This window comes from Achromobacter sp. FW305-C-30-7 (assembly GCF_058783105.1).
This window is the reverse complement of sequence record NZ_JBYSYI010000003.1, coordinates 570214-593762: the sequence shown is the minus strand read 5'-3', so window position 1 is coordinate 593762 and position 23549 is coordinate 570214. Positions and strand designations below refer to the sequence as shown.

General features: G+C 67.2%; 21 protein-coding genes. 14 read left to right on the top strand and 7 right to left on the bottom strand.

The window, feature by feature from the left end:
• Positions 1–3: 3 nt before the first annotated feature.
• Both AC3WOB_RS13395 and AC3WOB_RS13390 read left to right on the top strand, forming a co-directional pair.
• Entirely contained in the window at positions 4–1821 is a 1818-nt protein-coding gene (locus AC3WOB_RS13395; protein ID WP_013394104.1) for a glycoside hydrolase family 15 protein, read from the top strand.
• Positions 1822–1945: 124 nt separating this feature from the next.
• On the top strand, positions 1946–3073 hold the full coding sequence (locus AC3WOB_RS13390; protein WP_492275286.1) for an acyl-CoA dehydrogenase family protein: 1128 nt from the start codon (positions 1946–1948) through the stop codon (positions 3071–3073).
• Between the two features lie 10 nt (positions 3074–3083).
• Here the strand turns inward: AC3WOB_RS13390 and AC3WOB_RS13385 are convergent, their stop codons facing one another.
• The 5 genes from AC3WOB_RS13385 to AC3WOB_RS13365 all read right to left on the bottom strand — a co-directional run bounded on the left by AC3WOB_RS13385 (position 3084) and on the right by AC3WOB_RS13365 (position 5613).
• The gene (locus AC3WOB_RS13385) at positions 3084–3458 is read right to left on the bottom strand and encodes a DUF2784 domain-containing protein (protein WP_492275285.1); all 375 of its coding nucleotides are present in this window, start codon (positions 3456–3458) and stop codon (positions 3084–3086) included.
• A gap of 13 nt (positions 3459–3471) precedes the next feature.
• Positions 3472–4047, bottom strand: a complete 576-nt coding sequence (locus AC3WOB_RS13380; protein ID WP_013394101.1) for a restriction endonuclease — start codon at positions 4045–4047, stop codon at positions 3472–3474.
• A gap of 34 nt (positions 4048–4081) precedes the next feature.
• Positions 4082–4327 carry an RNA-binding S4 domain-containing protein gene (locus AC3WOB_RS13375; protein ID WP_013394100.1) on the bottom strand — a complete coding sequence of 82 codons (246 nt, stop codon included), beginning with the start codon at positions 4325–4327 and terminating at the stop codon, positions 4082–4084.
• Between the two features lie 33 nt (positions 4328–4360).
• Positions 4361–5020 (bottom strand): DUF502 domain-containing protein, encoded by a 660-nt coding sequence (locus tag AC3WOB_RS13370; protein ID WP_054453903.1) that lies wholly within the window; start codon positions 5018–5020, stop codon positions 4361–4363.
• A 125-nt stretch (positions 5021–5145) separates the two neighbouring features.
• On the bottom strand, positions 5146–5613 hold the full coding sequence (locus AC3WOB_RS13365; protein WP_013394098.1) for an Lrp/AsnC ligand binding domain-containing protein: 468 nt from the start codon (positions 5611–5613) through the stop codon (positions 5146–5148).
• Between the two features lie 135 nt (positions 5614–5748).
• Between AC3WOB_RS13365 and AC3WOB_RS13360 the strand changes: the two genes are divergently transcribed.
• Positions 5749–7050 carry a D-amino acid dehydrogenase gene (locus AC3WOB_RS13360; protein ID WP_492275284.1) on the top strand — a complete coding sequence of 434 codons (1302 nt, stop codon included), beginning with the start codon at positions 5749–5751 and terminating at the stop codon, positions 7048–7050.
• Between the two features lie 82 nt (positions 7051–7132).
• Here the strand turns inward: AC3WOB_RS13360 and AC3WOB_RS13355 are convergent, their stop codons facing one another.
• On the bottom strand, positions 7133–8017 hold the full coding sequence (locus AC3WOB_RS13355) for a LysR family transcriptional regulator (protein ID WP_013394096.1): 885 nt from the start codon (positions 8015–8017) through the stop codon (positions 7133–7135).
• Between the two features lie 190 nt (positions 8018–8207).
• Here AC3WOB_RS13355 and AC3WOB_RS13350 point away from each other — a divergent pair, with 190 nt between their 5' ends.
• The 11 genes from AC3WOB_RS13350 (at position 8208) to AC3WOB_RS13300 (ending at position 22595) form a co-directional block, all read left to right on the top strand.
• A complete protein-coding gene (locus AC3WOB_RS13350) occupies positions 8208–9176 on the top strand; it encodes a Bug family tripartite tricarboxylate transporter substrate binding protein (RefSeq protein ID WP_492275283.1) in 969 nt (322 codons plus the stop codon).
• 32 nt (positions 9177–9208) lie between these two features.
• Positions 9209–10435 (top strand): CaiB/BaiF CoA transferase family protein, encoded by a 1227-nt coding sequence (locus tag AC3WOB_RS13345; protein ID WP_492275282.1) that lies wholly within the window; start codon positions 9209–9211, stop codon positions 10433–10435.
• Positions 10436–10508: 73 nt separating this feature from the next.
• Positions 10509–12302: an acyl-CoA dehydrogenase family protein gene (locus AC3WOB_RS13340; protein ID WP_492275281.1), complete on the top strand. Its 1794-nt coding sequence runs from the start codon at positions 10509–10511 to the stop codon at positions 12300–12302.
• Positions 12303–12348: 46 nt separating this feature from the next.
• The gene (locus tag AC3WOB_RS13335; protein ID WP_492275280.1) at positions 12349–13476 is read left to right on the top strand and encodes a metallophosphoesterase family protein; all 1128 of its coding nucleotides are present in this window, start codon (positions 12349–12351) and stop codon (positions 13474–13476) included.
• Complete coding sequence (locus AC3WOB_RS13330) at positions 13473–16097, top strand: AAA family ATPase (RefSeq protein ID WP_492275279.1); 2625 nt, start codon at positions 13473–13475, stop codon at positions 16095–16097. Before AC3WOB_RS13335 ends, AC3WOB_RS13330 begins: the two co-directional genes overlap by 4 nt.
• A gap of 373 nt (positions 16098–16470) precedes the next feature.
• Complete coding sequence (locus tag AC3WOB_RS13325) at positions 16471–17346, top strand: DMT family transporter (RefSeq protein WP_207465246.1); 876 nt, start codon at positions 16471–16473, stop codon at positions 17344–17346.
• 166 nt (positions 17347–17512) lie between these two features.
• A complete protein-coding gene (locus AC3WOB_RS13320; protein ID WP_492275278.1) occupies positions 17513–18682 on the top strand; it encodes an acyl-CoA dehydrogenase family protein in 1170 nt (389 codons plus the stop codon).
• A gap of 7 nt (positions 18683–18689) precedes the next feature.
• Positions 18690–19373, top strand: coding sequence for a TetR/AcrR family transcriptional regulator (locus AC3WOB_RS13315; protein ID WP_013394088.1), 684 nt, complete (start codon positions 18690–18692; stop codon positions 19371–19373).
• Positions 19366–20421 (top strand): hypothetical protein, encoded by a 1056-nt coding sequence (locus tag AC3WOB_RS13310; protein ID WP_492275277.1) that lies wholly within the window; start codon positions 19366–19368, stop codon positions 20419–20421. The genes AC3WOB_RS13315 and AC3WOB_RS13310 overlap by 8 nt, the downstream gene beginning before the upstream one ends.
• Positions 20422–20446: 25 nt before the next feature.
• Positions 20447–21589: a CaiB/BaiF CoA transferase family protein gene (locus AC3WOB_RS13305; RefSeq protein ID WP_492275276.1), complete on the top strand. Its 1143-nt coding sequence runs from the start codon at positions 20447–20449 to the stop codon at positions 21587–21589.
• Between the two features lie 40 nt (positions 21590–21629).
• Entirely contained in the window at positions 21630–22595 is a 966-nt protein-coding gene (locus AC3WOB_RS13300) for a Bug family tripartite tricarboxylate transporter substrate binding protein (protein ID WP_492275275.1), read from the top strand.
• A gap of 23 nt (positions 22596–22618) precedes the next feature.
• On the opposite strand, the gene AC3WOB_RS13295 is transcribed toward AC3WOB_RS13300, so the two are convergent.
• Positions 22619–23500 (bottom strand): hypothetical protein, encoded by an 882-nt coding sequence (locus tag AC3WOB_RS13295; protein ID WP_013394084.1) that lies wholly within the window; start codon positions 23498–23500, stop codon positions 22619–22621.
• Positions 23501–23549: the final 49 nt, after the last annotated feature.

Genomic DNA, 23549 nt, shown 5'->3' with positions numbered 1-23549 from the left:
ACCATGTCCAAGCCCCTGGAAGACTACGGATTGATCGGCAACATGCTGTCGGCCGCGCTGGTGGCGCGCGACGGCTCCATCGATTGGCTGTGCCTGCCGCACTTCGATTCACCGGCGTGCTTCGCGGCGCTGCTGGGGGACGAACGGCACGGACACTGGCGCATCGCGCCGCATGCGCAGAAATACACGGTCTCGCGCCGCTACGTGCCGGATACCGCGGTGCTGGAAACGCGCTACGAGACCAGCTCGGGCGCGGCGCTGCTGTACGACTTCATGCCCCTGAGTGACGACGATGAGCGCGCCGACGTGGTGCGCATCGTGCGCGGCGAATCCGGGCACGTGCAGATGGACATGGAGATGGCGCTGCGCTTCAACTATGGGCAGGCCGTCCCCTGGGTACGCCGGCGCGACTACGGCCTGAGCGCCATCGCCGGCCCCGACGCGGTCGAGCTGCATACGCCGGTGGACCTGGCGGGGCACGAGCTCACGACCACGGCGCGCTTCTCGGTGCATCCGGGCCGGGTGGTGCCGTTCACGCTGTCCTATCACCGCTCGCACCGCACGCCGCATTTCGTGCCGGACCGCGTGGAAAGCATGGACCGCACCATCTCCTGGTGGCAGGAGTGGGCCAAGCGCTGCCGCTGGGAAGGCAGCGAGGAAGGGCGCGATGCCGTGGTCCGCTCGCTGATCACGCTCAAGCTGCTGACCTTCCAGCCCACTGGCGGCATCATCGCCGCGCCCACCACCTCGTTGCCGGAAGCCCTGGGCGGCAGCCGCAATTGGGACTACCGGCATTGCTGGCTGCGCGACTCGGCGCTGACCTTGTACGCCTTGCTCAATGCCGGCTACCGCGAAGAGGCCGAGGCCTGGCGCCAATGGCTGCTGCGCGCCGTGGCCGGGCATCCCGACCAGTTGCAGATCATGTACGGCATCGCCGGCGAGCGCTGGCTGCCCGAGCTGGAAATCCCCTGGCTGCCGGGCTATGAGGGCAGCCTGCCGGTGCGGCGCGGCAACGGCGCCGCCGGGCAGAGCCAGCTGGACGTCTACGGCGAGCTCATCGAGACTCTGTATGCCGCGCGCGCCGCGGACCTGGCGCCGCTGGCCGAGGCCTGGCGCCTGCAGAACGTGCTGCTGGAGCCGCTGAAACACCGTTGGCAGGACCTGGACCATGGCATCTGGGAGGTGCGGGGCGAGCGCCGCGCCTTCACGCATTCGCGGCTGATGTGCTGGGTCGCGTTCGACCGCGCGGTGCAGTCCTGCGACCGCTTCGGCCTGCGCGGGCCGCGCGATGAATGGCAGCGCCTTGCCGACCGCATCCGCGCGGATATCTGCAAGCACGGCTACAACCCGGCGCGCGGCTGCTTCGTGCAGAGCTACGGATCGGAGGAACTGGATGCCAGCCTGCTGCTGATTCCCCAAGTGGGCTTCCTGCCCGCGGACGATCCGCGCGTGGCGGGCACGGTGCGTGCTATCGAACGCGAACTGCTGCGCGACGGCCTGCTGTTGCGTTATTCCACCCAGCACGCCAGCGACGGCCTGCCGGGCGAGGAGGGCGTGTTCCTGGCCTGCAGCTTCTGGCTGGCCGATGCCTATGTCATGCAGGGGCGCATCGCCGACGCCGAACGCCTGTTCGAACACTTGCTGGCGTTACGCAATGATCTGGGCCTGCTGGCGGAAGAATACGATGTCGGCCGGCGCCGCCTGGTGGGCAATTTTCCGCAAGGGTTCTCGCACATCGGACTGGTGAACACCGCCTACAACCTGAGCCGCGCCAGCGGTCCGGCGCGTCAGCGCGCCGAGCAGGACGCGCCGCGGGAATAGGCGCGTCCGGCGCGCGCACCGGCCCGGTGTATTCTGGCGATCTGACGGCCGTCCCAAGCGGACGCCGAAACGCAGAACAGAGCAGGCCGCGCGCCGGCCGCCACCGCATCCAGGAGAGACAGACATGCTTTTGACGGAAGAACAGCTCAGCGTCCAGGAAATGGCGCGCCGCTTCGCGCAGGAGCGCCTGGCGCCCAACTCGGAGGCCTGGGACCGTGACCACGCCTATCCCGCCGACGCCATCGCCGAAATGGCGCAGCTGGGCTTTTTCGGCATGCTGGTGCCCGAAGCCTGGGACGGCAATGACAGCGGCTATATCGCGTATGCGGTCGCGCTGGAGGAAATCGCGGCCGGCAATGGCGCCTGCTCCACCATCATGAGCGTGCACAATTCGGTCGCCTGCATGCCCATCCTGAAGTTCGGTACCGACGCGCAGAAAGAGCAGTTCCTGCGTCCGCTGGCGAGCGGTGAACATATTGGTGGATTCGCGCTGACCGAGCCGCAGGCCGGGTCGGACGCCAGCAGCCTGCACACCCGGGCGCGGCGCGATGGCGACGACTACATCCTGAATGGCGCCAAGCAGTTCATCACGTCGGGGCGCAGCGGCCAGGTCGTGATCGTGTTCGCGGTGACCGACCCCGAGGCCGGCAAGCGCGGCATTTCCGCCTTCATCGTGCCCACCGACACCCCGGGCTACAAGGTGCTGCGGGTGGAGGACAAGCTGGGCCAGCATGCCTCGGACACCTGCCAGATCGCGTTCGAGGACATGCGTATCCCGGCGGCCTACCGCCTCGGCGCGGAAGGCGAGGGCTACAAGATTGCGCTGTCCAACCTGGAAGGCGGGCGCATTGGCATTGCATCCCAATCCGTGGGCATGGCGCGGGCCGCGTTCGAGTGCGCGCGCGACTACGCGCGCGACCGGCAGGCCTTCGGCAAGCCCATCATGGAGCATCAGGCAGTGGCTTTCCGCCTGGCCGACATGGCGACGCAGATCCACGCGGCGCGGCAAATGGTGCTGCACGCCGCGGCGCTGCGCGAAGCCGGCAGGCCGGCGCTGACGGAAGCCTCCATGGCCAAGCTGTTCGCCTCCGAGATGGCCGAAAAAGTGTGTTCGGCCGCCATCCAGACCCTGGGCGGCTATGGCTATCTGAAGGATTTCCCGGTCGAACGGATCTATCGCGATGTGCGCGTGTGCCAGATCTACGAAGGCACCAGCGACATCCAGCGCCTGGTCATCGCGCGAGGCTTGTAAACGGTGCGGTTTAGGCGGCCGGCTGGCGCCGGCCGCGCCGCGCCCACAGCGTGTAGACCACGATGTTGCCCACGATCAGCAAGGCCGCCAGCACGATCTGCGTCGCACGGGTGATGCCTTCGGGGTAGATCAGCGCCAGCACGTAGTGTTCGATGAAGCCGCCGCCATAGCCTTGCTGGCCGGCCTGCTGCCGCAGCGAAATCTCCAGCGGCGTCAGCGGGCAGATCCAGCCCATGCCTATGACCAAAGCGCCCCAGGCCAGGGCCGGCAGGTGCAGGTAGGCGATCCAGCGCTTCCATAACGCCAGCAGTCCGCCGAACACCACGAAGGCGACGAAGAGGCCGTGCACGATGAGCACGAGGTCGGCAAGCAGGCGGTAGCTCATTGCCGTACCGAGGTCAGGGCTTGAGGTCCCGCAGCAGCTTGGCCAGTTCGGGCGCCATCATCAGCGACACCCCCTGCGACTTGGCATATTGCAGCGCATTGTCCGAAACCTCGCCCAGTGCGATATAGATGGCTTCGCGCGCGCCGCGTTTCTCGCGCGCCGCCTGCAGCTCGCGCAAGGGCTCGACGCCGACGCGGGCGGCTTTCCAGCGCTTGGCGCTGACCAGGGCGACGTGGCCGTCCTTGGTGAGCGCGAAATCGGCGCCGGGCAATTGCAGCCGCTGCACTTCACAGCCGTCGCGGCGAAAGCCCGCTTCGACGGTCTTGGAGAAGTCGGCCCAGGACATGCCGGCGGCGGCCTCGGCCACGGCCTGCACCCGCGCGCCCGAGGGCGAGCGCAGCTGCTTGTAGGCCGCCATGATGGCGATGACCGCGAACGGCACCGCGGCGAACACGCCCATCGCGGCGTACTCCAGCGGCAGCGCGGCAAAGCCGGCGGCCGACAGCAGCACGGCCACGCCGGCGCTCATCCACCAGGGCGAGCGCAGCAGCACGGCAAAGATGGAGTTCTGGGACATCTTGAATTTCATGGCGGCTCGCGGTGATGCTTTGGGATGTAGGGCTTCAGGCGTCCTGGCCGCCGGCGTCGGCGGCGCGCACGACGATGCGCACGTCGCCGCAGGTGACGATCTGGCCGGCGCGGATCTTCGCCGTCTTGCGGCTTTCGACCACGCCGCCCACGCTGACGTGGCCTTCGGCCACGAGCATCTTGCCCGCGCCGCCGCTGTCGCAGACGCCGGTGGCCTTGAGCAGCTGGTTCACTTCAATATAGGGGCTGCCTTGGGCCAGCGTGAATTCGATGATGGGCATAGCGTGAGTTTCGTAGAGGTGAGGGCGGGGCGCTCAGGCCTGGCCGCCGCCGTTGGCGCCGTCCTGCGCGGGGGCGGGAGGCTCCTGCGCGGCCGGACGGTTGTTGTTGGTTTCGGCGCGCGCCATCCAGGCGATCAGGGACGAACGCATGGCTTCCTCGACCGACATCTGGATGGGCTGGACCCATTCCTGCGGCACGAACACGGTATAGCCGCCGATCATGTAGCCCATCGGCAGGTACACGGCCACGCGCTCGCCTTGGGTGAAGCCTTCGGGCAGGCCTTCCATGTTGCGGCGGGTGACCAGGCCGACCAGTTCCAGCTGCTGGCCCGGCACGCGCAGGATCACGACCTGCTGGGCGGTGTTCTTGGAGCTGGGCGAAAAATAATCCGCGAAGCTCTTCAGGGACGAGTAGATGCTCTTGACGACCGGCAGGTTGGTGAACGGCATTTCCAGCAGCACCAGCACCCGCTGCACGCGTTCCTTGGACACCAGGTAGCCGATGGCCAGGATGCCGAGGATGCCCAGCGCCAGGCCCATGCCCGGCACGTAGAACCCGCCGATGAAGGGACGCAGGAAGGTCAGCGCCACGGCTTCGGTCCAGGCCAGGAAGATATACAGCAGGTAGATCGTCAGGGCCAGCGGCAGGACCGTGATCAGGCCGCGGAAGAAGTACTTGTAGAGACGGGTCATAGACATAGGCAAATAAATTAGGGTCGGATTACGCGGCATAGGCACGCGCCGAAGGGCCGCCAGCATAGCAGCCAGCGCGGACCCGACCGGTAACAATCGGCGTGCAATCCGCGCAGGCGGCGCGCCTAGCGGTCCACAGGCAGGTACAGGGTCTCCTTGATCTCCTCCATGACCACGTAGCTGCGCGATTCGGCGGACGCGGGCAGGCGTTTGAGGATTTCGCCGAGGAGACGGCGGTATTCGTTCATTTCAGTCAGGCGGGCCTTGACCAAATAGTCGAAGTCGCCGGACACCAGGTGGCATTCCATGACTTCCGGCACATATAGCAACTCTTTCTTGACCTTGTCGAACACGTCGCCGGATTTGGCCGACAACTTGATCTCCAGGAAGACGAGCAGGTTCTTGCCCAGCGCCGCCGGATTGACGCGCGCATGGTAACCCGTGATGACGCCTTCGCGCTCCATGCGCTTGACGCGGTCGGAGCAGGGGGTGGCGGACAGGCTGATCCGGTCGGCCAGTTCAGTGACGGAAATACGGCCTTCCCGCTGCAGGATATCCAGGATTTTCAGGTCGATACGGTCTAGCTCGCGCATTTCACTTTTGGCGATCAAAAAACAGGAGGGGGCCGGGAAAAAGCACTGCCAAAGAAAAATCTTCAGTGCTTTTCACTACTGAGAGGCCCATAGACTACCGAAATTCCTGAACAAAACCAATCATCGGAAAGAATCATGCACGTCATCGTCCTCGGCAGCGGCGTCATCGGCACCACCACCGCTTATTACCTGGCCCGTCAGGGAGCCAAAGTCACGGTGCTGGACCGCCAGCCCGCGGCGGCGCAGGAGACCAGCTACGCCAATGCCGGACAGGTGTCGCCGGGCTATTCCACGCCTTGGGCGGCGCCCGGCATTCCGCTGAAGGCCATCAAGTGGCTGTTCCAGAAGCACGCCCCGCTGGCCATCCGCCTGGACGGCAGCCTGTTTCAGCTGAAATGGATGGCGGCCATGCTGGCCAACTGTTCCGCCGAACGCTACTCGGTCAACAAGGAACGCATGCTGCGCCTGTCCGAGTACAGCCGCGATTGCCTGCGCGAATTGCGTACCTCCACTGGCATCCACTACGAAGAGCGCACCCGCGGCACCCTGCAGCTGTTCCGCACCGAGGCCCAGCTGGAAGCCGCCCGCCGCGACATCGCCGTGCTGGAAGAAGTGGGCGTGCCCTACGAACTGCTGGACCGCAACCGCCTGGTGACAGCCGAGCCGGCCCTGGCGCGTTCGCTGCACAAGCTGTCGGGCGGCCTGCGCCTGCCCAATGACGAAACCGGCGACTGCCAGCTGTTCACCACGCGCCTGGCCGAATTGGCCAAGGGCCTGGGCGTGGAGTTCCGCTTCGGCCAGTCGGTGTCGGGCCTGAACACGGCCGGTGGCCAAATCACCGGTGTGCGCGTGGGCAACGAAGTGCTGACCGCCGACCGCTACGTCGCCGCCTTCGGCAGCTACACGCGCGATTTCCTCGCGCCGTTGGGCCTGGACCTGCCGGTGTATCCGCTGAAGGGCTATTCGCTCACCATCCCCATGGCCGACGAATCGGCCGCGCCGGTGTCGACCATCCTGGACGAAACCTACAAGATCGCCGTCACGCGCTTCGACCAGCGCATCCGCGTGGGCGGCATGGCCGAGATCGCGGGCTTCGACTTGCGTCTGAAAGAGGCCCGTCGCAAGACGCTGGAACTGGTCGTCAACGACCTGTTCCCGGGCAGCGGCCACGTGGCCCAGGCCGAGTTCTGGACCGGCTTGCGTCCCATGACCCCGGACGGCACGCCCGTGGTCGGCGCGACGCGCTACGGCAACCTGTACCTGAACACCGGCCACGGCACGCTGGGCTGGACCATGGCCTGCGGCTCCGGCAAGCTGGTGGCCGATCAGGTCATGGGCCAGCGTCCCGCCATCCGCACGGACGGCCTGGACCTGTCGCGCTACGACCGCAAGGCGGCGTCCAACCAGTCGCTGGTGCTGGACGGCAAGAGCGCCTGACTCCTGTTTTTCTCTGGCCCGGGCCGCAAGCCCGGCCCCGCGGAGGCCCCGCCAGCACAGAACGCTGGCGGGGCCTCTGTCTTCATGGCTGTTGCGGTTGCGCCAATTGCTCCAGCATGGCCAGCACGGCGGGCTGCGTTTCGTCGTGGCGCCAGATGCCGCGCAGGTCCGACGGGGTCGACGCATGCGTCAGGGGACGGCAGGCCAGGTTCGGCAGTTGCACCTTGCCCAAGGAGGCCGGGACCAGGGACACGCCGAACTCATGCGAGACCAAGGTCGCGATCGTCAACATGTTCCGCACCTTGTGCCGGATATGCGGCGTGAAGCCGGCCTGCAGGCATAGCGCCAATATCTTGTCGTAGTAGCCCGGCGAAAAGTCCCGCGGAAACAGCACGAAGTCATCGTGCTGCAACTGCTGCGCGTCTATCGTTTCGAGCGCTGCCAGCGGATGCGTGGCCGGGAGCAGGCAGACGAAGTCTTCGCGGTGCAGCACGCGCGACGAGACGCCGGATGGCATGACCCGCGGATGCACGATCCCGATATCGATCTGGCCGCGTTGCAGCGCGTCGATCTGTTCGTAGCTGCTGAGCTCATAGAGGACCACCTCGACCTCTGGGCGCGCCACGGCGTAGGCCCGCACATCCGAGGCCAGCCGGGTCAGGAACGACGAACCCACGAATCCGATATGCACGGCGCCAGCTTCGCCATTAGCCGCGCGTCGCGCCTGCTCCTCGGCATCGCGCGCCAGCGCCAGCAGTTTCAACGCTTCCCGATAGATCACCTTGCCCGCTTCGGTCAGCGCCACTTCGCGGGTGGTGCGCCGTAGCAGTTCCATGCCCAGCGAGGCTTCCAGCTGGCGGATGTTGAAGCTGAGGGGCGGCTGGCTGATGGCCAGGCGCTTGGCGGCCCTGCCGAAATGCAGCTCCTCGGCGACGGCCACGAAGTAGCGGAGTTGGCGCAGATCCATGGGAAGGCTCGCGGGTGGGAAGGACGCCGGATCGCTCGGGCAGCTTGGAAAAGATTGATCCAATATCGGTATGAATAGCACAAAAAAATATATTGGACGAGAAAAATCACGCTGCCAATAATGGGTTTCACCGCAGAGACATGCGGCAATGAATCCGGGCACAGACCCGCGATCCCCCAAGGAGACTCTCGTGCGTATTTCCATCCTCACCGCGTTGGCCGCCAGCGCATTGCTAGCCGCCAGCGCCGCAAAAGCCCAGGACTATCCCCGCATGCCGATCCGCCTGATCGTGCCGTACTCGGCGGGCGGCATGACCGACGTGGTGGCCCGCGTCATCGGCCAGAAATTGGGAGAACGGCTGGGCCAGCCCGTGATCGTGGAAAACCGCGCGGGCGCGGCCACCATCATCGGCGCGGAAATGGTCGCCAATGCCAAGCCGGACGGCTACACCTTGCTGGCGGCGACCAACACCACGCTGACCATCAATCCCTGGCTGTACCCGAAGCTGCCTTATGACGCGGTCAAGAGCTTTGCGCCGATCGCCTTGATCGCGAGCACGCCCAGCGTCATCGTCGTCAACCCCAAGGTTCCGGCGCAGACGCTGGAACAGTTCGTGACCCTGGCCCAGGCTAAGCCGGGCGAATTCAGCTACGCGTCCTATGGCGCCGGTTCGACCGCGCATCTGGCCGGCGAAATGCTGCGGTCCAGGGCCAAGATCAATCTGCTGCATGTGCCGTACAAGGGCAGCGCGCCCGCCAAGGCGGCGGTGATGGGCGGCGAAGTCTCCGTCACGTTCGAGCCCGCGTTCACCGGCCTGCCGCAGATCCAGGCGGGCAAGCTGACCGCGCTGGCCGTCATGAGCGACAAGCGCTCCGCGGTGCTGCCGCAACTGTCGACCACGGCGGAGCTGGGCTATCCCGACATGAAGATGTCCGCGTGGGTCGGCATCCTGGCGCCCGCAGGCACGCCGCCCGCCATCGTCAAGTCCTTGAGCGGCACGATCGAGCAGGTCATGGCCCAGGCCGATGTGCGCGAAGCCCTGCTGCGTTCGGGGGGCGAGCCGGTGGGCTACTTCGGCGAGGCCTTCAGCGCCTACATGCGCGAGGAAAGCGCGCGCTACGGGCAGGTCATCAAAGACGCCAACATCCGCATCGATTGACTGCGCCGCAACGGCATCGAGACCCAAGACACATGACCATCAAACCGCTATCCCATATCCGCGTGCTGGACCTGACCCGCGTGCTGGCAGGTCCCTGGTGCACCCAGAACCTTGCCGACCTGGGCGCCGACGTGACCAAGATCGAACGCCCGGGCGCGGGCGACGATACCCGCGGCTGGGGGCCGCCCTGGATGCCGGATGTCGACGGCGGGCCGCGCGAGGATTCCGGCTACTACGCGTCGACCAATCGCGGCAAGAAATCCGTGACCGTGGATATCTCCACCGCCGAAGGCCAGGACATCATCCGCCGCCTGGCCGCGGATTCGGACGTGCTGGTGGAGAACTACAAGGTCGGCACGCTGGCGCGCTATGGCTTGGGCTACGAAGACCTGTGCGCGGATAACCCTGCGCTGGTTTATTGCTCGATCACCGGTTTCGGGCAGACCGGGCCGTACCGCCACCGGCCGGGCTACGACTTCATTTTCCAGGGCATGGGCGGCTTGATGAGCGTCACCGGCGAGGCCGATGGCCTGCCGGGCGCGGGCCCCCAGAAGGTCGGGGTCGCGGTGGCGGACATCACCACCGGCATGTACGCGAGCCTGGCGATTGCGGCCGCGTTGGCGTGGCGCGAACGCAGCGGGCAGGGGCAGCACATCGACATGGCCTTGCTGGACTGCGTGCTGGCGTTCGGCAGCAACCCCGCGGTCAACTACCTGGTGTCCGGCAAGACGCCCCGGCGTTATGGCAATGCGCATGCCAACGCGGTGCCTTACCAGGTCTTCGACACGCAGGATGGGCGCCTGATCGTGGCGGTGGGCAATGACAGCCAGTTCGCGGCCTATTGCCAGGAGATCCAGCGGCCGGACCTGGCGCAGGATCCGCGCTACGCCAAGGTCAGCGGACGCCTGACCCATCGCGACACGCTGCTGCCCTTGCTGGCTGAAATCATGGCGACGGATACCAGCGCGGCATGGCAGAGCCGGCTGGAAGGCGCGGGGGTTCCTTGCGGACCTATCAACAGCTTTGCCGAAACGTTCACCGATCCGCAGGTCATGCATCGGGGCTTGCGGGTCGATCTGCCGCTATCCACGGGCGGGACCTGCCCAAGTATCGCCAGTCCCATGCGCTTTTCGGCGACTCCGCTGGACCATCGCGCGGGTCCGCCGGTGCTGGGCGAGCATACCCGCGAGGTGCTGGCGCAGCGTCTCGGGCTGTCGGAATCCACCCTGACCGAATTGCGCGCGGCCGGCGTCATCTGACTTTTCATTCGCGAATCATGCGTCCGCGCCGATTGGGGGCGCGGCGTCGAACCACGACCTTCAGGAGCTGCTTGTGCCATTTCTCGCCAGATACGACGAATACGTCCGCCCGCGTCCCGAGCGGTCTTCGCAGAGTTCGCATTTCCTCGCGCCCGATTGCGCAGGCCAGGATTTCTACGCGCTGGACCGGGGTTTGCAGGATCTGTTGAGGCTTTACGTGCCCGAGGCCGCGCATGCCAGGCTGCTGCCGCAATTCCAGCGCATGGGGCAACTGGCGGGAGGGCGCCTGAATGCGCTGGCCACCGTGGCGGACAAGTTCCCGCCCGTGCTGCATCCGCGCACGCGCTGGGGCGAGGACGAAGACTGGATCGAGTACCACCCGGCCTACCAGGAAATGGAGCACATCGCCTTCGCCGACTTCCAGTTCCATGCCATGAGCCATCGCGCCGGCGTACTGGGTTGCGACGCGCCGCTGCCACCCGTGGCCAAGTACGCCTTGCAGTACCTGTTCGTCCAGGCCGAATTCGGCCAGATGTGTCCCATCAGCGTATCGGACACGTCGATCCATCTGATCCGGAAATTCGGCAGTCCAGCCCTGCAGGAAAAGCTGCTGCCCCGCATGCTGTCCAGCGACCCGGACACGCTCTGGAAGGGCACGCAGTTCATGACGGAGAAAGCTGGAGGATCGGACGTGGGCGCGTTGGAGACCGTTGCGCGCCAGGTCGACGGCACCTGGCGTCTGCACGGCGAAAAGTGGTTCTGCTCGCACACGGACGCGGATGTGGCCTTGTTGCTGGCCCGCCCGGAAGGCGCGCCAGCAGGCACGCGCGGGCTGGCGCTGTTTGCGATGCCGCGCCGCCTCGAAGACGGCAGCCGCAACGCCTATCGCATCGTCCGTCTGAAGGACAAGCTGGGCACGCGGTCGATGGCCAGCGGCGAAATCCGGCTGGAAGGCGCGCAGGCATACCTGGTGGGGCAGGTGGATCAGGGGCTCAAGCACATGATGGAGCAGGTCAACCTGTCGCGCCTGTCGCATGGCGTGCGCGCGGCGGCGATGATGCGCCGCTGCCTCAACGAGGCCATGCTGGCGGCGCGGCATCGGCATGCGTTCGGACGCGATGTCATGGCCTATCCGCTGCTGCGCCGCCAATTGCTGAAACTGCTGACGCCGACGGAAGCGGCCTTGTCCATGGTGATGGCCACGGCCGACATCATGCGCCGCGCGCAGGAAGGCGATGCGGCAGCCGCGCCGGTGCTGCGCCTGCTGACGCCGCTGTTGAAGCTGCGCACTTGCCGCGACAACGTCAGCGTCGCGACCGGCGCGATGGAGATACGCGGCGGCAACGGCTACATCGAGGACTTCATCAATGCCCGGCTGGTGCGCGACGCGCATATCGGCGTGCTGTGGGAGGGCACCAGCAACATCAATGCGCTCGACGCCATCCAGCGCGCCGTGCGCAAGGAGCGGGCGCACGAGGCGCTGTCCGCGTTGCTGGAAAGCCGGATAGAGCAAGCGACCGCCTTGCCTGCCGCCTGGCGCGCCACCTTGCGGGATTGCCTGCGCCGGGCGGTCGGTCTGGCCGAGGCTGTGGGAGCGGACGAAAAGCACGAGGCGCAGGTGCGGCGCGCGGCGTCGGCGCTCTATTACGTGTCGGCCGCGGCATTCATGGCCTGGGAGAGCTGCCAGCCTGGCGTGGATGCGAGGCGCCTGCTGCTTGCCGACGCCGTGTTGCGCCATTACCTGCTGCCGGCCGATCCCTTGCGTGACGCGGCCCAGGACGGCGAGACGCAGGGCGACAGGCTGATGCTGCAAGAAACGCCTTTGACGTTGGCGCAGGTCTTGCCGTTGCTGGCTTCGCCTTCCTGAAGGGGAACTCCGCCGCAAGCCGGGTCTTGCTCTTACAATTCCGCGCATGACCCATTTCCTGCATACCGCCGATTGGCAGATCGGCCGGCAATACGGCCAATTTGAAACCGACGACGCCGCCATGCTGGCCGAGGCCCGCTTCGATGTCGTCGCCCGCATCGCGGCGCTGGCCGCCGAGCGCGGCGTGGACGCCGTGCTGGTGGCGGGCGACGTGTTCGATACGCAAGGCGTGTCGGACCGCACGATACGCCGGCTGTTCGCCGCCATGGCGGCTTACGCCGGACCCTGGGTCATGATCGCCGGCAACCACGACGCGGCGCTGGCCGACAGCGTCTGGAGCCGGGCGATGCAGCTGGACTGCATACCTTCCAACGTGCACGTGCCGCTGCGCACCGGCGTGGTCGATCTGGCGGCGATCAATCTTGCCGTGCTGGCTGCGCCCTTGACGCAACGCCATACCTATGACGACGTGACGCAGGCCTTCGACGCGCTGGAAACCGAAGCCGGCCGTATCCGCGTGGGCCTGGCGCACGGCAGCGTGGCGGGCCGCCTGCCGGACACCATAGACGCGACCAATCCCATCGCCCCGGATCGCGCGGCGCGGGCGCGCCTGGACTACTTGGCGCTGGGCGATTGGCATGGCTGTCTGTCCATCGACGAGCGCACCTGGTATGCCGGCACGCCGGAGCAGGACCGCTTCCGCGGCAACGAGCCCGGCTACGCGCTGCATGTGCGTATAGCCGCGCCTGGCGCCGTGCCCGTCGTGGAACGCGTGGCCACGGGCAAGTACCGCTGGTCGGCCTGGTCGGAAACGCTGAGCTTGCCCACCGATGCGCAGGCGCTGGCCGGGCGCATGGCGGATCTGCGCGCCGAGGACGTATTGCGGCTGGAAGTGCAAGGGCACGTCAACATGGAAACCTGGGAAGCGCTGCAACGCGCCGTGGACCAGGCGGCGGCGCAGGTGCGCGCGCTGCTGCCGGACCTGTCCGGCCTGCTGCTGGAACCAGACGAAGCCGACTTGGCCGAACTGCGCGCCAGCGGCTATGTGGGCGAAGTGGCGGCGCAATTGCAGGCATTGCAGTCGGACCCGGACCAAGCCGCGGTCGCCGGCGAGGCCTTGCGGCTATTGCTGCGGTTCCAGCGCGAAAGCGCCGTGCCGGGAGCCGCCAAATGAAGCTCTCGCGCATCGCCCTGGAAGAATTCCGCAAGTTCCGCCAGCCCATGGCGCTGGAGGGGCTGCAAGACGGCCTGAACCTGTTCGTGGGTCCGAATGAAGCGGGCAAGAGCACCGTGGCCGCCGCCATCCGTTCCGCCTTCCTCGAACGCTACAGCACCAGCAAGGTCGCCGACCTGGCGCCGCACGGCGAGTCCGGCGCGCGGCCCAGCGTGGAACTGGAATTCACGCATGCCGGGCACAGCTATGTGCTGAAGAAGCAATTCCTGTCGCGCGCGCGCTGCGAACTGCTGATCGATGGCGGCGCGCAGCGCCTGGACGGCGAAGAGGCCGAGAACGCGCTGGCTGCGCTGCTGGGCTTTGAATTGCCCGGACGCGGCCAGAGCAAGCCAGACCTGGCGGGCATCCCCGGCCTGCTGTGGATCCAGCAGGGCGACGGCCACAACCTGCAGGAAGCGGCCGGTTATGCCGGCGCGCATCTGCGCGAGGCCTTGACGCAGCTGTCGGGCGAACTGGCTTCCGGCGATGGAGACCGCCTGTACGAACGCGTGGCGGCCGAGCGCGGCGCGCTGCTGGACGCGCGCAACGGCCGTCCCAAGGGCGCCTACAAAGAAGCCGAGGACGCGCTCGCGCGCGCCGCGGCCGAACGCGACGAGTGCGCGCAAGCCATGGCGCAGCTGAACGCCGACGTGGATCGCCTGGCCGAATTGCGTCGTGACCATGAACGCGCCCAGGCTGGCGAACCCTGGAAGGACTTCGAGGCCAAGGCGGCCGAGGCGCGCTCGCGCCTGGCGGCCCTGGCCAAGGAGCGGGAAGCTTTTGAAGGCCTGCGCCGTGAACAGGCGCAAGCCGCGCAGACGCTGGCGCTGTTGCAGGACCAGGTCCGGCGCGACCAGCAGGACGAGGCCGAACTCCAGTCCCTGGTCAACGAGGCCCGCGCCGCGCGCGCCCGGGTCGAAGCCGCGCGCGAGCCGCTGGCGCGCGCGCAGCAACAGCGCCAGACCCATGCCGCCGCAGTGGACGCGGCGCGCCTGCGCGTCACGTCGGTGCAGGCCGTGGCCGACCGGCGCGACCTGGAGCATCAACTGGTCCAGCTGGGCGCGGAGATCGAACGCCTGGACGGCGCCTTGAAGGAAGTGACCGCATTGATCGAGCAGGGCTCCGCGCTCAAGGCCGAGACCATGCGGATCGAAATCGCCGACGCCGATATCGAGACGCTGCGCAAGCGCGAGCGCGAGCTGGCCAATCTGCAGTTGCAGCAGCAGGCCAGCGCCACGCGCCTGTCGTACCAGCTGGATGCGGGCGCACAAGCGCGGCTGGACGGCCGCATCCTGAGCGGCGCCGACGAGGTCCTGCTGACGGCCGCGGCCGAACTGGATCTGCCGGGCGTGGGGCGCTTGCGCATCGAACCGGGCGGCCAGGACCTGCCCGCCCTCAAGCGCGAAGTCGACGCGGCCCAGGCGGCCTGCGCAGCCCTGTTCAAGCGCCTGGACGTCGAGACCTTGGCGCAAGCCGAACAGCGCTACGCCCGCTACGGCGCCTTGCTGCGCGAATTGGACGGCATGCGCAAGACGCTGGGCATCCATGCGCCCAAGGGCGTGGACGTGCTGCGCGGCCAGCGTGACGACGCGCTGGCGCGCCGTGCGCAGTTGCAGGAACGGCTGGACAAGCTGCCTGCCGTGCAGGACACGGAGGGCGGCGATCTGCCCGCGGCGCTCCAGGCCCTGCGGGAAGCGGAGACGGTTGCGGCGCAAGCCGAGACCGCGCTGGCCGCCGCGCAGCGCGCCCTGGACGCGGACGGCGCGCGTGCCCAATTGCTGGAAAACCAGGCCGCCGCCCGCGGCGCCGAACTCCAATCGTCCGAGCGCGGCGCGCAACGCCAGGCCCGCGCCGGCAGGCTCGCCGAGGCGCGCAGCAGCCACGACGAGCTGGAGCGGCGCGTGCGCGAAGCGCAGACCGCATTGGCCGGCCATCGCCCCGAACTGGTCGAGCAGGATGTCCAGCGCTACGAGAAGTCCGCCGCCATCGAGCGCGATGCGCAGCACAAGCGCCACGGCGAAATCCTGCAGCTGCAAGGCAAGCTGGACCAGGCGGGCGCGCAAGGGCTGGGCGAACGCCTGTCCGAAGCCCAGGCCGCTTGCGAACGCCTGGAACGGCGGCGCGGCGACTTCGCTCGGCGCGCGGGTGCCCTGGAGCTTTTGCAGAAGCTGCTGGCGGACAAGCGCGCCGCCGCCACCCAGCGCCTGCAGGCGCCGCTGGCCCGCAGGCTGAACCACTACCTGGCCTTGCTGTTCCCCGAGGCCGACCTGCGGCTGGACGAAGCCTTGCTGCCCATGGCGCTGCGCCGTGCCAGCGGCGAGGACCTGCTGTCCGTGCTCAGCTTCGGCACGCGCGAGCAACTGGGCATCCTGGCCCGCTTCGCCTACGCGGACCTGCTGCGCGAAGCAGGGCGCCCGACGCTGCTGCTGCTGGACGACGCACTGGTCCATACGGACGACGCGCGCCGCGACTTCATGAAGCGCGCGCTGTTCGACGCGGCCACGCGGCACCAGATCCTGATGTTCACTTGCCATGGCGAAGCGTGGCGCGACATGGGCGTGGAGCAGCGGCGCATCGCTTGACCGCGTTGCGCGCAAACGGTAGGCTACGCCCCATGCCTGATCACACGCTCCTCGCCGACTTCGCATCCGCTGCCTCCGCAGCCGATCGGCGTGCGCGCGTGTCGTCGCGGCACTCCGCAGTTTCCCCCGGTTTTTCTCCTGTCGTGTCCACGGTGGTATCGCCGCCGGTCGCGCCGCCTTGCGGCGTGGTCTCGGGCGCTTACCCGCCTTGCGCGGTCGTCGTCGGCTGACGCCGTCCGCAACGCGACTCCAGTCTCTTTCCCAGCAGATTTGCCAGACGTCTTGATGCGTATTGCATCCGTCTAGCGCACGCTTGCGTGCGCCTGCACGGACGGGACCGGAGCCTGTTAATACCCCGACAGGTAGAAACCTCATGTCTTTCGATAGAAACGCGTGGACCTCCTATGGCTCCACTTCCTTGTTCGTGCTGCTGTGGAGCGGCGGCGCGATTTTCGCCAAATGGGGGCTGTCCCATGCCTCCGCCTTCGGCTTCCTGCTGCTGCGCTTCATCCTGGCCCTGGCCGTATTGCTGCTGATCTGCGTATGGCGGCGGCGCTGGCTGCCCGAGCGCGGCACGCGCGCGACGGTGGCGGCGACGGGCCTGCTGCTGATCGGCGGGTATTCCATCTGCTATCTGCTGGCGTTGGACCACGGCATCACGCCGGGAGTGCTGGCCACGCTGCTGGGCGCACAGCCCATCCTGACGCTGGCGCTGATGGAGCGGCGTTATTCACTGCCGCGCTTGGCCGGCCTGTTCCTGGCGCTATGCGGGCTGGTGATGGTGGTCTACCAGAGCATAGGCATGGCGCGTTTTTCCGCGGCCGGCATGGTCTTCGCGCTGGCCGCGTTGGTCTGCATGACGACGGGCGCCATCCTGCAGAAGCGCGTGCGTCAGGCGCCCATGGACGTCATGCCGCTGCAGTACCTTGTCAGCCTGGCGCTGTGCCTGCTGTTCGTGCCGTTTCAGCCTATGCATGTGGAGTGGGTGACGGGCTTCGTCCTGCCGTTGATCTGGATGGGGCTGGTGATATCCGTCGGCGCGACCCTGCTGTTCTACCGCATGATCCAGGCCGGCAATCTCGTCAACGTCACCAGCCTGTTCTATCTGGTCCCGGCCGGCACCGCTGCCCTGGATTACCTGATCCTGGGCAACCGCCTGTCGGCGCTGAGCCTGGGCGGAATGGGCGCGATCCTGCTGGGACTGATGCTGGTGTTGCGCAACCCGGCGCCGCAGGCGAAAGCCGCATAGCTGCGGCCGTCAGCGGTTGATGGAACACCCCACGGGCGAACTCGCGTTCGCCTGTGGGGCCTCATTCGCATACGCCGGGTTTTCCCCAGGTATCGAAAAAAAATACCAAGTAGTATGTTCTCGTTCAACTCACTAAATACTGATTAGTATGTTGCTGGAGACAAGCATGTCCGTGATCTGGAATCCCTCACTCAACCCGGAAGCGTGCGCCTGGCGGGACAAGGCCGCCGACCTGACGTTGCGGGCGTTCGCGCCCGCCGCCGCCGCCATCGACCGGGACCAGCGTTACCCCGTCGAACACCTGGCGCCCTTGCGGGAAAGCGGGATTTCGGGGCTTTTCATTCCGGCCGAATACGGTGGCGCAGGCGCATCGCTGACCTCGTTGGTGGCAGTGGTGGAGACCGTGGCCCAGGGCTGCGCCTCCACGGCCGCGATCCTGGCGGCGCTGTCGCTGGGCGCGTTTCCGATCATCCTGGGAGGCTCTGCCGAACAGAAGATGGTGCTGCTGGGCGGCCTGGCGCGCGACGGCCATGCGGTCAATTTCGCCCTGAGCGAGCGCGGCGCGGGTTCGGATGCGGCGGCCCTGTCGACCACGGCGGTGCCGGAAGGCGATGGATGGCGCATCCGGGGTGAAAAGTGCTGGTTGGGTAACGGCGGGCATTCGCGTTACTTCATCGTGTTCGCGCGCACGGGGGAACCCTGCGCGCGCAACAACATCAGCGCATTCGTGGTGGACCGCGATGCGCCGGGCGTGGTGGTGGACCACTACGAAGACAAGATGGGCATACGCGGCACCACCACCACCAACTTGAAAGTGGACACCTGGGTCGGCGCGGAAAGCGTGGTCGGGGCGCTGGGCGAAGGGCTCAAGCTCGCGCTGGCGACGCTGAGCATCGGCCGCGTGGTGGTGGCCGCCCAGGCCAACGGCATTGCCCTGTGCAGCTATGCCGAAGCGCGGGACTTCGCCGTGCAGCGCCAGACCTTCGGGCGCAGCATCATCGACCACCAGGGCGTGGGCTTCAAGCTGGCCGATGCGGCCACCGCGTTGTCGTCGTCGCGGATGATGACCTACGAGGCCGCGCGCGCCTACGACGCCGGGCAGGACATCGGCACGCTGGGCGCGATGGCCAAGCTGCTGGCCAGCGAAACCTCGCACAGCGTGGTGGATGACGCGATGCAGATCCTGGCCGGGCGCGGCTACGTGAAGCCCAGCGCGGTGGAGCGCTGCTACCGCGACCAGCGCATCACCGAAATCTACGAAGGCACCTCTGAAATCCAGCGCGTGGTCCTGGCCCGCGCCATCAAGAAAAGCGCCGGTGCAGCCGCGCAACGCTAGGAACATCATGAAAGCCAAGACTGTTATTCCCTACGACGAGATGCCGCTGCGGCAGGTGGAGCTGCTGGACGCCGCCGCGCAAGCCTTTACTGAAATGGGGTTCGCCGCCACGACCATCGATTCGGTCGCCGACCTGATCGGCGTCACCAAAGGCAGCGTCTATTACTACTACCGCAGCAAGACCGACCTGTTCTTCGCCGTGCACCGGCGCGCCATGCAACTGAACCTGGACAGGGTGACGCCGCTGGCCGAGGACGCAGGCGCGTCGCCGCCCCAGCGGCTGTGGAACATGGCCCATGCCCACACGCACCTGATGATGGCGCATCTGCCATACCAGCGCGTCACGGTGCAGGGCGTCGAGCTGCATCTGGCCGGACGCACCACCGCGGGCCAGCGCGCCGAGCTGGAAGAACTGGTGCGGCAACGCGACCGCTACGAGTCGCTGTTTCGCAGCGTGATCGAGGCGGGCATGGCGGCGGGCGATTTCCGGCGCGGTCCCCCAGCCTTGCAGGTCAAGCCGCTGCTGGGCGCATTGAACTGGACCACCATGTGGTATCGCCCGAGAGAGGGCGAATCAGAGGTGGATCGCGAGGCCATCGCGCGCGACATCGCGGATTTCGCCGTCGCGTCGATGCAATCCCTGCTGCCCGGTTCCGTGGTGGCTCCCACCGGAGTGAATGGCCATGCATGACATGCAATCCGAGGAACGCGGCTGGCGCGCCGTTTCCGAGTGGTACCACGCCTATTTCACGGGCATCGTCCTGTCCGCCGTGACTCGCCGCGGCACCGCGCGCGCCGCGGAACTGGTCTACGAGATCTTCTGCCGCCAGCGCAACGAGCGCTTCCTGCCGGGCCTGAAGAAGCTGGGCATCGCGCATCTGCCGCCCGCCGTCGCGGCAGCGCAATATCACTACCTGTCCAACCATATCGGCGGCGTGGCGGTGCAGTACATGCACGAGTCCGACCGCAAGGCCTGGATACGCTATTCCGCGCCGCGCTGGATCTGGTCGGGCACCGCGCTGTGCGCGATCCCGTCGGAGGTGTCGCGCGCCATGCTGGCGGGCTGGCACGCGCAGAACGGCGTGTCGCTCAACAATCCGCGGCTGGGCTTCGTGTGCACCAAGCAGGCCGTGGACGGCCAATCCGGCCTTGAGGGCTATTACTACGAGTACGACCGCGACCTGCAGCCGCATGAACGCCTGCGCTTTTGCCGCAATGAGGACGCGCCCGATTTCGATGCCGCAGCCGCGCCCACGCTGCCCACGGCGGATTGGCCCGCGACGCGCCTGGCCAAGGCCAGCCGCAACTACGCCATGGAGTACGTGCGCAGCGCCTTGCCCGTGGCCGTGAACCTGTGGGGTCCCGAGGAAGCGGCCGGCTTGCTGCACCTGACCGGACGGATGATAGGCATGCAGTTCTATCACCAGACGGCGCAGGCGCTGGGCGTGGCGCAGGATGCCTCCGCCCTGCAGTTCGGGCGCTTCATGGTGGCGCTGGCGCAAGCGCAGGGTGACCTGTGCGAGTTGAGCGAGACGCCGGAAGGCGTGCGCGTGACCCAAACGGGCTGGAACCTGATGGACGGCGTGGCCGATGCGCATCCTTGCGTGGCGCAAGCCTGGAATGGCCTGCTGGAAGGCGCGCTGGATGCGCACAACCACCGGCTCGCGCTGCGCATGAGCACCCAGGCGGGCGCGCAGGGCAGGGAATTCAGCTGGCTGATCGCCCGCGCCTCGGCCTGAGTCCTGAATCGGAAAGGAGACAGACATGCATAACAGCGATGCGGGCGGCGCACTCGCCGGCCTGCGCGTGATCGACGCCTCGCGCGTCCTGGCGGGCCCGTTCTGCGGCCAGATGCTGGGCGACCACGGCGCCGACGTGATCAAGATCGAGTCGCCGGACGGCGATGAATGCCGCGGCTTCGGCCCGCCGTTCGTGGATGGCAGTTCGGCGTACTTTCGCGCCGTGAACCGCAACAAGCGCAGCATGGTGCTGGACTTGAACAGCGAGTCCGGACGCGAGACCTTCTGGCAATTGCTCGAAACCGCCGACGTGCTGATCGAAAACTTCAAGGCCAGCACGCTGCGCGGCTGGGGCGTGGCCGAACCGTCCGCCATCACCGAGCGCTTTCCGCGGCTGGTCCATTGCCGCATCACGGGTTTCGGCGACGATGGTCCGCTCGGCGAACTGCCGGGCTACGACGCCGCTGTGCAATCCATGGCCGGCCTGCTTAGCATCAACGGCGAGGCGGGCGGCGAACCCTTGAGGCTGGGGGTGCCGGTGGTCGATCTGACCACGGGCATGAATGCCGCGATTGCCGTGTTGCTGGCGCTGCAGGCCCGCCATCGCACCGGACGCGGGCAGATGGCCGACGTGTGCCTCTACGATTCCGCCGTGTCGGTAGCGCATCCGTTCCTGGCCAACTACCTGGCATCGGGCAATACGCCGCGGCCCAGCGGCAACGGGCATCCGAACATCGTGCCTTACAACGTGTACCAGACCCGGACCTGCCCCTTGTTCATCGCGGTCGCCAACGATCGTCTGTTCGGCAAGTTGTGCGCGCAGCTGGGTATTGCGGAAATGGCGCAGGACGAACGCTACAAGTCCAACGGGCAGAGAGTGGTCAACCGCGAGGCGGTGGATGCCGCGCTGGCCCAGGCCTTCGCGCGAGTGGATGGCGAGACGTTCGGCAAGCAGCTGCTGGCGCAGAACGTGCCCGCCGCGCCGATTCTGGACATGGCGTCGGTGGCCGCGGCCGCGCATACCGAGCATCGCCAGATGGTGGTCCGCCGTGACGATTACCACGGGCCAGGCATACCGATAAAGCTGTCCGACACGCCTGCGGCCATACGCCGGGGCCCGCCGCGCTTGGGCGAAATGAATGCCGCAACGCCGCCGTCAGAGCGGTAAGGCAAACCAGGCAGTACCCATAAAACCAGGAGACAACACCATGAAAACGATTCGATTCGCGCTGTTGGCGTGCGCCGTGCTGGGCCTGTCCGCGCAGGGCGCGGCGCAGGCCGATAGCTATCCGGGCGACAAGCCCATCAAGATCGTGGCGGCCTTTTCGCCAGGAAGCGCCACCGACACCAGCGCTCGCATCATCGCGGAAGAACTGCGCAAGGATCTGAACGCCAATGTGATCGTCGAGAACAAGCCCGGCGCCCAAGGCCTGATAGGCACCGAGTACGCGGTGCGTTCACCGGGCGACGGCTACACGCTGACGATCTCCAGCAGCTCGCTGAACTCCATCAACCCGGGGCTGTTCAAGAAGCTTCCCTACGATGCGCAGAAGGACTTCAGCCACGTGTCGCGCTTGACCACCATGCCCATGCTGCTGCTGGTGCGCGCCGATGGTCCGTACAAGGACCTGGCCTCCTTCGTGAAGAAGGCGGCCTCGGGCTCCTTGAACTACGGCTACGGTTCTCCCGGCGGGCAGGTCGGCGCCGCGGCTTTCAATCGCATTGCCGGCGTGCGCGCGGAAGGCGTGCCATATAAGAGCCAGCCCCCGGCGCTGACGGACTTGGCAGGCGGGCAAGTCGATTACGTGATGGCGGACCTGTCCGTCGCGACGCCGCTGCTGCGCGGCGGCAAGCTGCGGGCGCTGGCTATCAGTACCGAGCGCCGGTTGCCGGATTTGCCGGATGTGCCCACGTTCGCCGAGACCGGCTACCAGGATTTCGATCTGGTGGTCTGGGTCGGCCTGGCCGGTCCCGCCGGCATTCCTCAACCGATCCTGGAGCGCTTGAACAAGGCGGTGAACGACGCGCTGGCGCGGCCCGAGGTGCAGCAGAAGTTTGCCGCCCTGGGCATGACGGCGGCGCCGAACACGCAGGCGCAGCAGCAGGCTTTCGTGCAGGCGCAACTGGGCACCTGGGGCCGGCGCATGCAGGAAGCGAACATCAAGCCAGAGTAGGCGGCGTTGCGCCAGGGCAGCCGCTATGCGTACGCGGCGCTGTCCTGGCCGTCCCAGTGTCCGCTGACCAGTTGCTCGGGCCGGCTCTGCGCCACGACGCGCGCGCAGGCGGCCCAGGCGTCCAGGCGCACGCTCAGGCCGGCGTAGATGCCGTGGCCCGCGCCCGCTTCGATGACGCCTTCGGCCTGTACGCCTTCACCCGCGCGGATCGCCCCGTCGGCGCGGATGTCCTCGCCGGCGATCAGGCCCCAGCCCGAAGCGAGGTGTTCGCCGCACTGGATGGAGCCGCCGGCCTGGATGCCGCAGGCGGCGTCTATTTCCTTTTCGGCGCGCACGTCGCCGCCGGCCTTGATGCCTTGGCCGCATTTGATCGCGCCTTGCGTCTGCACGTCCTGTCCGGCATGCAGGTGGCCGGTCACGGCCAAGTCCTGGCCGGCGCAGATGTCCCATTTGGCGCGGACGTTGCCGCCGCAATCCAGGCGGGTGGCGGTCTCGATGCCCCAGTCGGCCATGATGTCGCCGCCCGCGCGGATGTTGCCGCCGCTGGCGATGGTGGCGCCGGCGGTGATGTTCTCGCCCGCCTGGATGGTTTCGCCGGCGCGGATGCCGCCGCCGGTGACGATGCTGCGTCCGGCGCGCACCACGCTATCCACATTGATGCCCATACGCACCTCCAAGGTGCCGGCAAAGACGATGGCGTTGGCGTCGACCGAATCCAGCCGCAACACGGCGTCGGTGGGGCCGAACTGGTCCAGCAGCCAGCAGGCGTCGCTGACGCGTCCGTCAGCGACCAGGGCGTCAAGCACGGCCTGATAGTCTCCTTGCCCGTTGTGGTCGCGGATGAACCATTTGTAGCCGCCCGCGCAGGGATTCTTGGCTTTGACGAAATTCTTGGTGAGTTGCATGGCGCTTGGAATAGGTCGGTGCGTGGCCTGGCCGCAAACCTCCGGCGGC